Here is a 15,048-nt window from a genome sequence, read left to right as displayed (position 1 = left end):
CCTAGAAGCTTATACCTTAACCTAGAACCACGATACCCAAATTCAAAATCCAGCTTGCTGCAAACAGTAAGCTGGATTTTTCGATTTAGATGTCTGGTTTTGTTTTCTTAATAGGGTTGTTCATCAAGAACAAATACATCAATAACCGAAAAACTGTGCCCACTGACACCACACATCTTGTAAGCCCAAACGATCGCCTTTACTAAACGATATTTCATGGCCCGGTTTTGCTTGAGCTAACCTCGGTAAGTCAATTCGAGCGATACAACCAATTTTCGGATAGCCACCAATGGTTTGTCGGTCGTTCAATAACACGATAGGTTGCCCGTCTTGTGGGATTTGAATCGCCCCAAGAGCTATTCCCTCTGATAACAAGGATACATCAGGAGAAGTGACCGGCTCGCCACTGAGTCGATAACCCATACGGTTCGAATTCTGGTCAACACGATAACTGGAGCTATAGAGCGTTTCCTTCGCAGATTCAGAAAACAGATTGCATTGATAACCTTCGATAATGCGTAAATTCAAAGGCAGGTTATAGTTGGGTTTGTATCTGAACGTGACGCTCAATGGCTTGAAAGGTTGGGTGAGAGGATGCGTCGAGAAAGCTATCTTCTGACCTTGTTGGCAAGGTTCGCCATTTTGGGTAAGACCGCCAATCTTTTCCCGTGTAACCGTAGATCGACTATTCAAAGTCACGGGAACATCAAACCCTCCCTTAATCGCTAAATAGGCTCGAAGGCCATTCTTCGGCAATCCAAAAGATAAAACCTGCCCAGCTCGAACTTGGAAAGTACTCCAGTTATCAAGCTTTTGACCATCCAAAGCCGCCTGTAAATCGCCACCACATATCGACATTTCGCAATCATGATCGATCTTGAAAGCACATTGTCCTAGTGTAATTTCTAACGCGGCTAGGTTTACTGGATTTTGTAATAGGTGATTAGCCCAACTGTAAGAGTAATCATCCACTGGGCCACCTTGTGTTAAACCGAGGTGTGCGACACCAAACCGCCCGAAGTCTTGAATCAAACTCATTGGCCCCGGCTTAAGTACTGTCAGTGTTGGTTTAACCATTAAGTACACCTCCTAGTTCAATGAATTCTTTCTTAGTGATGGTTTTAAACTGCACGCTATCGCCAACATTCAACAATGAGAGACCTTGCGAGGTTATGTCTGCACTGGTTAATTGGTCATAGTCGAACAATGATAAAGGGCAGTTACCTATAATATTCCATCCACCCGGTGAGTCAGATGGATAAACAGCCGTTTTTGACCCCGCAATAGCAATACTGCCTTTGGGCACGCTTAAACGCGGAGTCGCATGGCGCGGCAATACCAGCTCATCAACCACATCAGACATAAAGGCAAAGCCAGGAATAAAGCCAATTGCACTGACGTGATATGTCTGAGAAGTGTGATGAGCAATGACAGAATCTAACGATAACCCTTTGTCTTGGTATCGTTCTAAATCGAGTGCGGTTTCTTTAGAATAATAGGCGGGCAGTTCAACAACGTTTGATTGGGAATGGTTGTTTGCCAGTGTCGACAAGGATTGAGTGAGTAGGGTATTAAGTTGTTCGACCAATTGTTGTTCAGATATTCGGTAAGGCAGGTAATCCACCAATATTGTGTGATAAGCCGGTGTCACGTTCATTAATACTGACGCGAAATGTTGTCGAATGGCCTCAGAAAAGTGGGCCATGTATCGAGAATCATCTGCGCTTGAACTTTGCTCTACACTTTGCGTCACGTTTGAGGAGTAAGTCGGCTTTAATGTAACTAGAACACTGCACTCTGCGACAGGGTCGATATTGAATTCAATCTTGTTCATCTTCATTTCGCTTCCATACTGATACGAAGAAATACGCTTTAAAGTACCATTCGTGCCAATCACAGCATAAGCAGTTTTGGTGATTGGCCATGGTTTCTTGTTATGTGGTCTTATCTTATCGCTTTATTTGTAACTAACCGCTTTGACACTTACAGGCTTGTAGCTTTCTAGCTTTCGCAATATTAATTAAAAGCGTTGAGGTCTTGTCTGATTTTTTTAATCAATGCGATCGATTGTGGATTATCGCCATGGACACAAATCGTGTCGGCTTCAATAGGGAGTCGTTCACCTTCGAGCGTTGTGACTGATCCGTAATTGACGATCTGCATGACTTGGTTATAGATATCATCTTGATTGACATAGACCGAACCTTTTAAAGTTCTCGGGGCTAACTGTCCACTGTTTAAATAAGCTCTGTCTGCGAAGGCTTCGAAGAGTAGAGGCAAATCATGATCATCAGCGATGTCTAAATACTGTTGATTATCAGAAGAAGAGAGGATCATTAAAGGGATGTTGAACTCAGCAACCGCTTGAGCGACTGCGTTAAACACATCGGTATTTGCCATCATATCGTTATAAAGGGCACCATGAGGCTTCACATACCCAACCGTTGTATGGTGATAACGACACAAGGCTTGCAGTGCGCCCACTTGATAGCAAACTAATTCGCTGATCTCGTCAATAGTATGAGGGATTGAACGTCGCCCAAAGCCAACAAGATCTTGATAGCCGGGATGAGCTCCTATCTGAGTATGGTAATGTTCAGCAAGTTTAATAGTCTTAGACATCACGTGGGGATCGGACGCATGAAAACCGCAGGCAATATTCGCCATGTCGACCCATTCCATGACCGATTCATCATCGCCCATCTTCCAATTGCCGAAACTTTCTCCCATGTCGCAATTAAGCAAAATCTTCATTGTCACTTGCTTTCAATCCTTTACGTTTAGGTTCTTACTGACGTTGGTATAAATGATGGAATTAAACAGTGACCTGTTTCAAAGTTTTGGTACCAGAAACTTATCAGTATTCCATTTCATATATAGTGAGCGAATAAACAAAAGATTCGACTCTGCCTATAAAGTAAGTGAACTCGGGAGATATCCCGCGAACTCACTCAAATTTAGCATGAATGAAAGCAACGACTACGTGCCGTCATTAAAAAGTCTTTACCCCAATCACATTTAACTACGAATAGATTTACGTAAGGGTATCTCATGAGTGTCAAAAGGCTCGAGCAACGTGCCGAATTCTGTCAATCATTTGCAATTGGTACACTTGCGCTGATTTTACTTCTCACTTCTTTTGGTTCGAACGCGACGAGTTTCAGCTCCAATGAAATGAAGGCTATGTATCTGTTAAGAATCGCTAATTTTATTCGTTGGGATAATGAGAGTCAGATGAATAGCGTCGATTTTTGTGTGATTGGGGATAAAGAAGTCAGTGATGTGCTTACCTCATTTACCAATGGCGAAACAATGCGCTTGCTGCCCATTCATGTACACCAAACTGTCACAACACAGTGCGATATCACTTACTTTACTGCTGCTGATGAGGGATTTGATAACAGCTTATATTCGCCCAATATGATTACTGTCAGTCCGACTCCTAACTTTACTCGCATAGGAGGTGTCGTTGAGCTTGTTACTGTTGATAAAAAAATTAAACCCAAGATCAATTTGGACAACGCCAAAAGAGGCAACTACATCATAGGCTCAAATTTGTTACGTATCGCTGTCGTGGAGGGTAATTAATGTTGTCTGTCATCAATAAGCTATCCATCAAAAACAAGCTTATCCTGCCGATCATCTTGTTTGTGTCTGTTGCCTTTATCACAATTCAATCTATTAATTACACTGTCACTTTTGAACGCGAGAAAGATAACCTGATACAACGAGTTAAAGTGTTGGCTCAAGGCGTGGCATACAATCTACAAGCCGCGATTTTGTTTGAAGACAAAACCTCCGCAAACGAAATTTTGTCTGCCTTTGCAGCCGATAAGGACATAGTGCGAGTAAAGTTATTTGATCACGACAACCAGTTATTTGCTAGCTATCAGGTGGATAATACCGTCATACCTAGGCCTAATGCTGATGAGCTCAAAGATATTGCCGCTCAGCAGTTTGCGATCTCAGAAGACTATATTTATCTCTCTGTACCCATTTGGCTAGATGATGAAATGATAGCAAAGCTACGCGTCACAATATCCAAACAGACGTTTGCTAAGATCCTGACCAACATTTTAAAAGTCGCGGTGATCTATTTATTTCTGCTCGTACTTCTGGGGATCGTGCTCGTAACCATGGTTCAACGTTTCATTATTCAACCGATGTTTGAGTTAAATGAAGCAATGCAGGCATTTGTTGAGCGTCGTTCAGAGCAACCCAAATTAACAGCCGCAAGTAACGATGAGATTGGCGACTTAGTTCGTGCATTCAATACCATGTTAGAAAGGCTGAAGCATCGTGACAGTCAGATCAATTTCACATTAGATAAACTGCAAGAAGAAAAATCTTTTGCGAACGAAGTCATTGAAACGGTTCAGCATTCACTATTGGTTGTCGATCGAAAAGGGGTCATTGTTCACGCTAATGCTGCTACACGAGACATCTTTAAGTGTACCGAAGCTTTTCTTGAAAACATGTCGATTCAAGAGCTCATCGCGACTAAGCCACCAGGTTTTTTACAAGCCGCTATAAATTCTAATATCGAGCTCAACGACGAAATGATCGAAAGCATTGATCTGTTCCAATCTAAGCAATGGTTACAAATTAGTAGCCGATCGTTATCGAAACATGGCCATACTCTGTTTGCGATACAAGACGTGACCGAGATTGAAACGGCAATGAGCCGTCAACGACTTGCGGCAGGCGTATTTGAGAACAGTAAAGATGGGCTGATCGTGCTCAATTCGTCGAACGTTATTACCATGGTTAACCCAGCGGTCACACAGTTACTTGGTTATCATGCTGACTTGCTGGTGGACAAAACGCCGTTTGAAGTCTTTTCTTGGCAGCAGTTTTCGTCCTTAATGCCGACAATTCGCAGCTCTCTTGAAAACTATGGTCAATGGCAAGGAGAAGTATGGGAGCAAAATGTTTCAGGCACTTTGGTTCCAATGTTCGTCAAAGTAAATCGAATTGTCTCGGATCGTAAAGAAGGCGATTTTGATATGGTGTTAACTTTATCTGATCTCTCTAATGTTAAAGAGATGGAGAGGTTAGAACACTTAGCGCATCATGACGCATTGACCGGTTTAGCGAATCGAGCGCAACTTTATAAGTTCTTAGATGGTGTCGTATCCGCGAGTCATTATTCAAATCAACAGTTTGCGGTACTTTACTTAGATCTTGATGGCTTTAAACGTATAAACGATACCTACGGACACGATGCTGGAGACGAAATACTTAAGACGGTTTCTGACCGCTTGCTTTCGCAAGTAAGAGCAGGGGATTTAGTCGCACGTTTGTCGGGTGACGAATTTGTACTTATTATTAAACAGACCGACAAAAACTTAATCGCCAAGTTAGCGGAGCGTTTGTTGGATCTTATCGAACAAGAAGTGAACTACAAACAGCGAACACTGAAAGTCGGTGCAAGTATAGGAATCCATTTAGTCGATGGATCAGACAAAGATCTCGACACGATTTTAAAAATGGCCGATGAAGCGATGTATCAAGCGAAGCACAAAGGAAAAGGTCAATATACCTTCTCTGCAGACAATCAACAGTACTGATGTCTGTTAGCTCGCGTTAAGTTGTTGTATCATAAGCCATAGGTTGAGTATTTTTATAAAGGTTTACTAAGCATGAATGTTTTAGTTACAGGTGGCATGGGCTACATCGGCAGTCACACAAGTATCCAAATGATCAATGCAGGCATGACACCTGTTCTTTTTGATAACTTGTACAATAGCAAACCGAGCGTATTAGAACGTATCGAGAAAGTGTCCGGCGTTCGTCCTGATTTTATTGAGGGCGACATTCGCGATAAAGCACTGCTGATTGAAACCATGAAGCAACATAACATCGAAGCTGTTATCCACTTTGCTGGTTTGAAAGCGGTTGGTGAATCCGTTGCTAAGCCTCTTGAATACTACGACAACAATGTTAATGGCTCTCTAGTTCTTGTCGATGCTATGCGTGAAGCGGGTGTAAAAACACTGGTATTTAGTTCATCAGCAACGGTATACGGCGATCCAGCGAGTGTTCCAATTACTGAAGATTTCCCGACAAGTGCAACTAACCCTTATGGCCGTAGCAAGCTAATGGTTGAAGAGTGTTTAACCGATTTTCAACAAGCGAATCCAGATTGGAGTATTACCCTGCTGCGTTACTTCAACCCAGTCGGTTCTCATCCAAGTGGTGAGTTAGGTGAAGATCCGCAAGGTATCCCAAATAACCTAATGCCATTCGTATCTCAAGTGGCTGTAGGCCGTCGTGAATTCTTATCAGTATTTGGTAGCGATTACCCAACAAAAGACGGCACTGGCGTACGTGATTACATCCACGTCATGGATCTATCTGACGGTCATATTGCTGCACTTGAGAAAGTAGGGCGTAAAGACGGTCTTCATATTTACAACCTTGGTACAGGCAACGGTTCAAGTGTATTAGATATGGTTAAGGCGTTCGAGAAAGCGAGCGGTAAACAAGTCCCTTATCAACTGGTCGATCGTCGCCCAGGTGACATCGCAGAATGTTGGGCTGATCCGGCTAAAGCTCAGAAAGAGTTGGGCTGGAATGCGACGCGCACACTGACTGATATGACCGAAGATACGTGGCGCTGGCAGTCAACGAACCCTGATGGTTTCCCTGGTTGATCTAGTCGTTTCATGAATAGTTAACGTACAAAAAGATGCTTTAGGGCATCTTTTTTGATCTAAATCGAATAAAAAGTAAATTAGTGGTTAAAAAGTATCATTCTGTATTCGTTGTGTTACTATGCTCGCGAATTATATGTTTAATGTTAATTTTCTTTGGAGTTAATCATGGAACTAGGCCTAATCATCACTTTCATCATTGCTGCTGCAGTAATGGTTAAGAAAGAAATGGCAGAGAAGTAAGACGTAATTTCACTTATTCCTTTTTGATACAATTTTTAGTGAAATAGATAAAAGCCAGCATTAAGCTGGCTTTTTAGTTTCTGCTACATAAGCTTTTCTGTATCAGCTATTTAACGAATTAGAATTCGTATTTAGCTGAGATGCCGTAGTTTCTTTCCGCTTGAGAGTTTTCTTTGTAAAGCTCATCGTCGCCGCGAATGTCGTTCCAACGGTAGTACTCTTCATTCGTTAAGTTAAACACGCCACCACGAATAGTCAGATCTTTGATTGGTTTGTAGTAAGCCGTCAAGTCAACAACCGTAGCACTTGGAAGCTCAGCTTGACCAGCGTTGCCGCCACTTTCGTCATCGAAGTTGATGTCTGAACCAGACTTGTCAGCCGTGTAGTTTAACTTAAGGCTAGTACCCCAGTTTTGGTTTGGAGCATCGTAGTTAAGACCGAATACAGCATTCCAAGGGTTCACACTATTTAGTGCATTTCCGTTTCCGTCTTCACCTTCAGTGTATGACGCAACGAAGTGTGTCGAAATACCTTCAGGCGCGCCTACCAAAACATCCCAAAGTAACGTGTTCGAGAACTCAATTCCCTTAATCGTTGCCGAATCTAAGTTAACGTTGGAATAGTGCGTCATTCCGCCAACCTTTTTCGTAACTACTGTCTCGATGAAATCATCGTAGTCACTATAGTAAGCCGCAATTTCAGATGATGAAGCTTGAGTATTATGACGGTAGCCTAACTCGTAAGAGATACTTGTTTCTGACTTCAGATCTGGGTTTGGATCATTTACGTAGCCGTGTCCAGGGTTGTCATAGGTGTAATAAAGCTCATCAAAAGAAGGAGCTCTAAAGCCTTGGCTTATTTGGCCAAAAATAGTGCCTGTATCTGTCAGTTTGTAGGTTGAACCTAAACGACCTGTTACTGCAGAATCAGAGAAATCAGTCAACGATTCGGTAGTGCTGCTGCCTGGATCCGTTGAGAAGTAATCAAAACGAACACCTGGAGTCACAACCAGCTTGTCATTCATTAGGCTAATTTCATCTTGAACAAACAAGCCGAATTTTTGCTCTTTAGCATCAGGAGTGTATACATAAAGCTGATCATCAGTAGCTGGATCAGAGTTGTACTCCATGTTGGTGTTACTAATGTCACTATGTGTATAAGTCGCACCATACACTAGGTAATGGTTGTTAATTTCTTTATCTAACTGCGTCTCGATTTCAAGCTTATCTTCGGTGTACTCGTAGTCTTTAGTTTGTAAGTTGTCGTTGTTAGCTGGTACCCAAGGTGGCATACCTGGGCCAGCAGGTTTAAAGCGCTTCGTTACACCATTTTCTTCTTTAGAAATGTACGATACTTTGCTCGTCACGGTATCGGCAATTGTGCCATCAGCGAACCAAATGTGCTTAATAGCGAATCGATTTTGCGTTGTGTCATCAGCACCTGTATAGCTATCGTAGCTTGAGTGGTAGATGTCAGAGTCTGAAGTATCTTTGATTAGCTCAGCTAAGAACTCGATACGATGACTTTCGTTTAACTGGTATTGCAACTTAACCAAAAGATTATCTGCTGAGGTATCTTGACCTTCAACAGCGTAGTTCTCTAAGTCGTTAGGGTTACGGAAGTTTTGCAACTCTTCACCATCTCGACGCGTGTAGGCTACCAATGTTTCTAGGTCGCCGAATCGATTCGCTAACGCAACATGTTCGCTAAAAGAATTGTCTTCTGAAGAGTAAGACAGTTTAGCTTGGCCACCAAAATCTTCGCCATCTTTTAAGAAATCAGAAGGGTCTTTAGTTTCGAAAGCAACAACGCCGCCAATAGCGTCACTTCCGTGTAAACTTGAAGCAGCGCCTTTGATGATTTCGACGCTTTTCAACATATCGGGATCGATTGAAATACCGCTAGAGTTAATAAATGCATAAGGGCCACCATCAAATGAACCTGGTTGCGATGAACCATCAACCAAAATCTTAACGCGTTTGCCTTCCATTCCACGAATGTTGATAGTCTGTGCGCCTTGACGAGAGCTCGAATTCATCGTCACACCCGGAGTGTATTCGAAGATTTCGTTAACATCTTTTGCCATGTTCTCTTCGATTTGCTCGTCAGAGATGACAGTCACAGAAGCCGCAGTATTGATAAGTGTTTGATTCGTACGAGTCGAAGATACAACAACCTCGTCAAATAGGGCATAATCTTCAGCAAAGGCTGAGGTTGATGAAAGCGCTAAAACGATTGAAGCAGAGAGTAGGGATTGCTTATACATCTGATAGTTACCTTAATTCCATAGTATTATCTTGATTTGCGAAAGATAATATTGGATCTAAATGATAATTACTATTATTTGCATTTGAATTTATTTTCGATTTCGTCAGCCTAAACCTATTTTAACCGTATAACTCGTTGTATTTTAAAAGCTTTAAACGTTCCATTTAGCTGGTGAATACTTCAATTTTTGTGATTAACCTCTCATTTATAAAGTTGGATACTGATGCATAGCCCAATAACACTTGAAGCACTACATATACTGGATGCCATAGATCGTCGTGGGAGTTTTGCCGCTGCAGCGAATGAAATGGACCGAGCACCTTCTTCATTGAGTTATCAAATCCAGAAGTTAGAACAAGACTTGGATATCATGATTTTTGACCGCTCAGGCCACCGTGCAAATTTCACGGAAGCGGGGCAGTTAATATTAGAGCAAGGTAGGATTATTCTTGGCGCCACAGAACAACTCGTTAATGACGCGAGTATTCTAGCAAATGGCTGGGAGTTGGATTTGACCATTGCCTTTGATGGCATCATTCCGATTGCTAATTTCTTCTCGCTAGTCGATGAGCTCGGCAAAATCAGTAAGACACGTGTTCGCTTACAAGAAGAAATCTTAGCGGGTTGTTGGGAATCTCTCACAGATGGCCGTGCCGATCTATTGGTATGCCCTAAGCTTGACACGATTCCAAACGACATGAAAAGTGACGTAATCGGGAAAATGGAAATGGTATGGGTCGCGGCATCAAACCACTATGTTCACAAACGTTCTGGCGAATTCGACCAAAAGGCGAGGGAAAGTTACAGGGTGATCGCAATTGCAGATACAGCCCGCGATCAACCCGCTTTAAGTCGTAATATCCTAGAGAAACAACCGCGATTAACGGTCACGAGCTTCCCTGCGAAAGTAGAAGCGTTAACGACGGGATTAGGGATTGGTACCTTACCGAGTGTTATAGCGAAACCACTGATCGAATCTGGCGTTCTACAGCAGATTTCGGGAACAGAGCCGCAACCTATCGATATTGTGATGGCTTGGCGACGCAACAAAATGGGCGACGCCAAATCTTGGTGTATTCAACATCTAAAAAAGACATGGTCACTCAAATAGTGGCAGAACCATATCAGCAGTACCATCTTCAAAACTGATGTCTAGCTTAAAACCAAGCTTTTGAGCTAGAGTCAGCATCCCTCTATTCGTTGGCATCGTCATTCCCGACATCTGCTTGGTCTGTTTAGCGCGGCAGTAATCGATAACCTTAGTCATCAGTATACGACCTAAGCCAACACCTTTCAGATCAGACCGTATCAGTATCGCAAACTCTGCATCCGTGTTCTCAGGGTTAATCAGTGCTCTTGAAACGCCGATGATCGCTGGCACACCTTGTTCCTTGCGAACGACCACAAAAGCGATCTCTCTATCGAAATCAATCTGAGTAAAGTTCGCCAATGCCTCATGATTGAATTCACCGACATCACTAAAGAAACGCTTATACAGATCCTCTTTAGAGACTCGGTTAATAAAGTCGGCGTGAAGCGGCTCATCTTCAGGAAGAATAGGGCGCAACAGCACCTCAGTCCCATCCTTTAACTGTATGGTTTCTTCCAGTTCGACTGGGTATGGGCGAATCGCGAGTCTTTCTTGCGGGTCTCCCTCATAAGCTTTCAAAATGATATCCGCGTCCAATATCGTGAATTTGTCACCATTGGCCAATACTGGATGGATATCCAAATCATGTATTTCAGGGCAATCGACCACCATTTGAGATATACGAACCAGCAACTCAGAGAGCCCTTCAATATCAATCGGATTAGGTAATTTCTGCAGGCGAATCTTGCCGCTTTTTATCGCTCTAATAATCAAGTAACGAGCCAGTGTCATGTTCAGCGGTGGAAAGGCAGCTGCGGCATCAATCGATTCGTCCCACTCAGACCCCCCTTGACCAAGTAAAATGATAGGACCAAAGGTTTCATCGGTTGTTACTTTCACGCGTAACTCTTGCCCGCCCGCAAGTTTAGCCATTCCTTGAATCAGCAACCCATGAATATGCGCGGTAGGGAATGACAATTGAGATCGATCGAGAATCGCTTGAGCCGCATTGGCCACTTCACTGCTGTTTCGTAGATTGAGCATTACACCTTGTACATCTGATTTATGCGCGATGTCTGGCGAACGCAGTTTTACCGCAACGGGATAACCAATCGTTTCCGCGATATGTACCGCTTCACTTGGGTCTGAAGCGATCCAAGTTGGCAGAACATCTAAGTTAAAGTGCTTGAAAAACTGACTGTTTTGGTGAGTATCAAGGCTAACTGTATCTTTATCCAGTAGTTGGCGTTCTATCCAATTTTTCGCATCAGCCAAGTCTTCAATGTGAACTTTTTCAGCGGTCGTTGGTGTTTCCATTAGCTGGCGTTGGTTGCGTCTGTACTCGACTAAGTGCATGAAGGCGACCACAGAACTTTCCGGCGTTCGATAGGTTGGAATACCCGCTTCTGTGAACAGTTTTCTTGCAGGCCTTGCTGTCAGTTCACCAGACCAATTGGTTAATATATTGAATCGCTTATGGCGAGGGTGCTTCTTAATCGCTTCAATAATTCGCTCTGCCGTTTGGGCTGAATGTGCGATAGCAGAAGGACTGTGCATGATAAGAATGGCATCGGCTTCATCTCCATCAAGCAGCGTGTTAATCGTATCTATATAACGCTGATCACCAGCATCACCGACAATGTCGATAGGGTTGCTGTGCGACCAACTTGAAGGTAATACATTACTCAGCTTATCTAGAGTCTGCTCGGATAGTTCAGCAAGCTTACCACCACGGTCAAACAGGGTATCCACGGCCATAATTGCAGGGCCACCACCATTGGTAACGATAGCAAGACGTTCACCACGCAATGGCACCGAGTGAGTCAGCGTTTCTACCGCGGCAAACAGTTCATGCAAATTCTTAACTCGCAGCATGCCGCTACGTCGAATTGCTGAGTCATAAATGATGTCTAATGTGTCGGCTCCACCTGTGTGTGCCATGGCGGCCGCTCTACCTTTCGCCGTTCGACCGCCTTTCAACACCAAAATTCGCCTGTTACGCGAAGCCGCACGCGCCGCAGATATAAAGCGCCTCGCATCACTAATACTATCGACATAAAGCAAGATTGCTTCAGTGTGCGAATCGGTACTCAAATAATCCAATAGCTCTGAAAACTCAATGTCACTGCCATTACCGATCGAGATAAATGCAGAGAAGCCAATCTCTTTGTCGTTAGCCCAATCAAGGATCGTGGTACAAACAGCCGCAGACTGAGAAACAAACGCGATTTTGCCGGGTAGTGCTGTTACTGGAGAGAAAGACGCGTTCAAATTAAGCCAAGGGACAATAATCCCCAAGCTATTCGGGCCAAGCACTCGGATATTATGTTTTTTGGCAATGGCGAGGCATCTTGAATCAAACGTTTCGCCGTTGTCACTGTGCTGGTGCATGTCAGAAGAAAGCACAATCACCGACGCAATCCCTTTCTCGGCCAACTCTTCAAAGATGCCGACATTGCGTGTCGCGTTGGTACACAAAATCGCGAGATCTGGAACGATAGGTAACGATAAAATGTTCTTATAAGAAAGCACACCCGCCACTGAATCGTATTTCGGCGTAACCGGCATCACCGCACCTTTAAAATCCCCGTGCAACAAATTGTTCATAACGATATATCCCGCTCGGGTTTCTCGTTGAGAAGCACCAACAACTGCGATTGAGCGGGGTTTAAGGAGGGGATCAAGATGATTCATAGACATATCCTAGCAATGCACGTAAGTTCATCGTAACTTACTTTTGATTCACAGGTTGATGGCAAATTCACCGAATTCAGATGAATAAGCAAACACTGCATAAAGTTTGTGAAATAGGTCACCCACTAATGGTGTATAATCTCAAAGTTAACTTGATTCTAAACCGACGTATCGGCATGATTTATAGTAATTATTATTAAGGATATAGAGCTTTCCATGAAAAAATTTGCAATTGCGACTTTGCCACTGCTCTTGGCTGCATGTGTATCTGACGACTACGTGACTAATGTAACTTCAGATAGCTATCAAGAAGAGTACAAAACTGCCAAAGTTGAAGCTCCAGTTGTATCTCAATCTGAGCAAACAGGCGTTGTTGAAGAGAATGTCGTCAACGTTATCAAGACCCAACCTGTTGAACAGAAAGTGACTCAAACGACTAGGGCTAAACCCGTTGCAGTAGTAACAGGCCCAACTAAGAAGCAGCAAGACATGAACCAGCGTTTTGGTTACACAGTCCAAGTTGTTGCTGTTGGCAGCCAAACTAAAGTCGATTCTTTCGTGAAAATGCTACCAACGACTTCTCAACCAGTTTGGGAAAACTACAAAATGGTTAACGGCACTAAGTGGTTCACTGTCCTTTACGGTGATTACGCGACACGCTTAGAAGCTAAAAAGGCGATTTCAACTCTGCCGACCACTTTCCAAAACTTGAAGCCGTTCGTTAAGAGCATTGATGACATCAAAAACTCTGAATACCCAACGCTTAACAAGTTGAACTAAGTTTTAATTCATAAAGAGGGAGCAAATGCTCCTTCTTTTGTTTTGAGACGAACGGTTTTGTTTAATAGTTAATCGCTCGTCCTTTCGGACACAAATTTAACGTTCAAAACACTGTACCTATTTCGACTTTTGTTTATCATTGAAGTCAGTATTCCTAGTTTCAAGGACCGAATTTACCCATGAACACCACAAACATCCTTCTACTTTGCGGCGGTGGATCTTCAGAGCATGAAGTGTCTTTAGTTTCAGCCAATTACCTTTTTGAACAACTCAATAGCGTTGCAGATTTTAACGTTGTAAGAGTTGAGATTAAAAACGAAGGCTGGTGTCTTGATTCAGGTGAATTGGTTTATCTCGATATCAACAATCAAGCTTTACGTGGCGATGAACTCGATTCAAAAGTAGATTTCATTGTGCCTTGCATTCACGGCTTCCCAGGTGAAACGGGTGACATCCAGTCACTGTTTGAACTGGCGAAAATTCCGTATCTAGGTTGTGGTTCTGAAGCAAGTAACAACAGCTTCAACAAGATCACGTCGAAGCTTTGGTATGACGCACTGGGCATTCCAAACACACCATACCTGTTTCTATCAGACAACACAGATCAAACTCACTCACAAGCAACTCAAGCCTTTGAAAATTGGGGTAAAGTATTTGTGAAAGCGGCTCGTCAAGGTTCTTCTGTTGGCTGTTATCAAGTAAACCAAGTAGAAGATCTAAGCGAAGCGATCAATAAAGCGTTTACCTTCTCAGACCAAGTACTTGTCGAGAAGTCAGTCGTTCCAAGAGAACTGGAAGTTGCTGCGTATGAACTTGATGGTAAGCTTTACATCAGCAAGCCGGGCGAGGTGATTGCACCGAATGGCGCATTCTATTCTTATGAAGAGAAATACAGTGCAGACAGCCACTCAATTACTGAAGTGGAAGCAAGTAACCTAACTGACGAACAACGTGAATTGATTGCAGACAGCGCGCGCAAAGTTTTCTCTCAAATGAAGCTTCGTCACTTATCGCGTATCGACTTCTTCTTAACACAAGATAATGAGATCTACCTGAACGAAGTGAATACGTTCCCGGGTATGACGCCGATTTCTATGTTCCCTAAAATGGTCGAACATGATGGGCCTAAATTTAGTCAGTTCTTAGAGAACTGCGTTAGAACGAGCCTTGCTTAGCTCATCTAATCACTCGTTGTAAAGCTGAACCCAACAACGAGACGCTGACAAACTAATGCCTTGCGCTTTCTGCCAAGGCATTATTGTTTTTTACCTAGCTGTTTTTAAGCCCTATTTTCTAAAAACAGGTATTTAAAAAACT

11 protein-coding genes are annotated in these 15,048 nt (G+C 43.0%); 6 read left to right on the top strand and 5 right to left on the bottom strand.

Annotated elements, in window-relative coordinates:
- Window positions 1–138: 138 nt before the first annotated feature.
- From QUF19_RS24910 to QUF19_RS24900, 3 genes are all read right to left on the bottom strand, one after another.
- Window positions 139–1,077, bottom strand: a complete 939-nt coding sequence (locus tag QUF19_RS24910) for a 5-oxoprolinase subunit C family protein (protein WP_286300737.1) — start codon at window positions 1,075–1,077, stop codon at window positions 139–141.
- Window positions 1,070–1,840, bottom strand: coding sequence for a 5-oxoprolinase subunit B family protein (locus tag QUF19_RS24905; protein WP_286300735.1), 771 nt, complete (start codon window positions 1,838–1,840; stop codon window positions 1,070–1,072). Before QUF19_RS24905 ends, QUF19_RS24910 begins: the two co-directional genes overlap by 8 nt.
- Window positions 1,841–2,016: 176 nt before the next feature.
- Window positions 2,017–2,760, bottom strand: coding sequence for a 5-oxoprolinase subunit PxpA (locus QUF19_RS24900; RefSeq protein ID WP_286300733.1), 744 nt, complete (start codon window positions 2,758–2,760; stop codon window positions 2,017–2,019).
- A gap of 291 nt (window positions 2,761–3,051) precedes the next feature.
- Here QUF19_RS24900 and QUF19_RS24895 point away from each other — a divergent pair, with 291 nt between their 5' ends.
- The 3 genes from QUF19_RS24895 (at window position 3,052) to galE (ending at window position 6,656) form a co-directional block, all read left to right on the top strand.
- Window positions 3,052–3,588 (top strand): YfiR family protein, encoded by a 537-nt coding sequence (locus QUF19_RS24895; protein ID WP_286300731.1) that lies wholly within the window; start codon window positions 3,052–3,054, stop codon window positions 3,586–3,588.
- Window positions 3,588–5,570, top strand: coding sequence for a sensor domain-containing diguanylate cyclase (locus QUF19_RS24890; RefSeq protein WP_286300728.1), 1,983 nt, complete (start codon window positions 3,588–3,590; stop codon window positions 5,568–5,570). The genes QUF19_RS24895 and QUF19_RS24890 overlap by 1 nt, the downstream gene beginning before the upstream one ends.
- A 72-nt stretch (window positions 5,571–5,642) precedes the next feature.
- The gene (gene galE, locus QUF19_RS24885) at window positions 5,643–6,656 is read left to right on the top strand and encodes a UDP-glucose 4-epimerase GalE (protein ID WP_017112006.1); all 1,014 of its coding nucleotides are present in this window, start codon (window positions 5,643–5,645) and stop codon (window positions 6,654–6,656) included.
- Window positions 6,657–7,017: 361 nt separating this feature from the next.
- Here the strand turns inward: galE and QUF19_RS24880 are convergent, their stop codons facing one another.
- The gene (locus tag QUF19_RS24880) at window positions 7,018–9,165 is read right to left on the bottom strand and encodes a TonB-dependent hemoglobin/transferrin/lactoferrin family receptor (protein WP_286300725.1); all 2,148 of its coding nucleotides are present in this window, start codon (window positions 9,163–9,165) and stop codon (window positions 7,018–7,020) included.
- 225 nt (window positions 9,166–9,390) lie between these two features.
- On the opposite strand from QUF19_RS24880, the gene QUF19_RS24875 reads away from it, so the two are divergent.
- Window positions 9,391–10,278, top strand: a complete 888-nt coding sequence (locus QUF19_RS24875; protein WP_102436920.1) for a LysR family transcriptional regulator — start codon at window positions 9,391–9,393, stop codon at window positions 10,276–10,278.
- Here the strand turns inward: QUF19_RS24875 and QUF19_RS24870 are convergent.
- Window positions 10,267–12,951, bottom strand: a complete 2,685-nt coding sequence (locus QUF19_RS24870; RefSeq protein ID WP_076670443.1) for a bifunctional acetate--CoA ligase family protein/GNAT family N-acetyltransferase — start codon at window positions 12,949–12,951, stop codon at window positions 10,267–10,269. The two genes, QUF19_RS24875 and QUF19_RS24870, sit on opposite strands and share 12 nt — an antisense overlap.
- Window positions 12,952–13,167: 216 nt before the next feature.
- Here QUF19_RS24870 and QUF19_RS24865 point away from each other — a divergent pair, with 216 nt between their 5' ends.
- Together QUF19_RS24865 and QUF19_RS24860 are read left to right on the top strand one after the other, a co-directional pair.
- Window positions 13,168–13,731, top strand: coding sequence for an SPOR domain-containing protein (locus tag QUF19_RS24865; RefSeq protein ID WP_017108031.1), 564 nt, complete (start codon window positions 13,168–13,170; stop codon window positions 13,729–13,731).
- 179 nt (window positions 13,732–13,910) lie between these two features.
- Window positions 13,911–14,906 (top strand): D-alanine--D-alanine ligase, encoded by a 996-nt coding sequence (locus QUF19_RS24860; RefSeq protein WP_286300716.1) that lies wholly within the window; start codon window positions 13,911–13,913, stop codon window positions 14,904–14,906.
- Window positions 14,907–15,048: the final 142 nt, after the last annotated feature.

Origin of the sequence: Vibrio sp. FE10 (assembly GCF_030297155.1) — a bacterium.
GTDB classification, from domain to species: domain Bacteria; phylum Pseudomonadota; class Gammaproteobacteria; order Enterobacterales; family Vibrionaceae; genus Vibrio; species Vibrio apostichopi.
This window is presented reverse-complemented; position numbering and strand designations above follow the sequence as displayed.

What these genes read in the sequence shown, in the direction of transcription:
- QUF19_RS24870 (WP_076670443.1), bottom strand. Translation starts at nt 12,951, where the DNA reads ATGAATCATCTTGATCCCCTCCTTAAACCCCGCTCAATCGCAGTTGTT.
- QUF19_RS24910 (WP_286300737.1), bottom strand. Translation starts at nt 1,077, where the DNA reads ATGGTTAAACCAACACTGACAGTACTTAAGCCGGGGCCAATGAGTTTG.
- QUF19_RS24890 (WP_286300728.1), top strand. Translation starts at nt 3,588, where the DNA reads ATGTTGTCTGTCATCAATAAGCTATCCATCAAAAACAAGCTTATCCTG.
- QUF19_RS24905 (WP_286300735.1), bottom strand. Translation starts at nt 1,840, where the DNA reads ATGAAGATGAACAAGATTGAATTCAATATCGACCCTGTCGCAGAGTGC.
- QUF19_RS24880 (WP_286300725.1), bottom strand. Translation starts at nt 9,165, where the DNA reads ATGTATAAGCAATCCCTACTCTCTGCTTCAATCGTTTTAGCGCTTTCA.
- QUF19_RS24875 (WP_102436920.1), top strand. Translation starts at nt 9,391, where the DNA reads ATGCATAGCCCAATAACACTTGAAGCACTACATATACTGGATGCCATA.
- QUF19_RS24895 (WP_286300731.1), top strand. Translation starts at nt 3,052, where the DNA reads ATGAGTGTCAAAAGGCTCGAGCAACGTGCCGAATTCTGTCAATCATTT.
- QUF19_RS24860 (WP_286300716.1), top strand. Translation starts at nt 13,911, where the DNA reads ATGAACACCACAAACATCCTTCTACTTTGCGGCGGTGGATCTTCAGAG.
- galE (WP_017112006.1), top strand. Translation starts at nt 5,643, where the DNA reads ATGAATGTTTTAGTTACAGGTGGCATGGGCTACATCGGCAGTCACACA.
- QUF19_RS24865 (WP_017108031.1), top strand. Translation starts at nt 13,168, where the DNA reads ATGAAAAAATTTGCAATTGCGACTTTGCCACTGCTCTTGGCTGCATGT.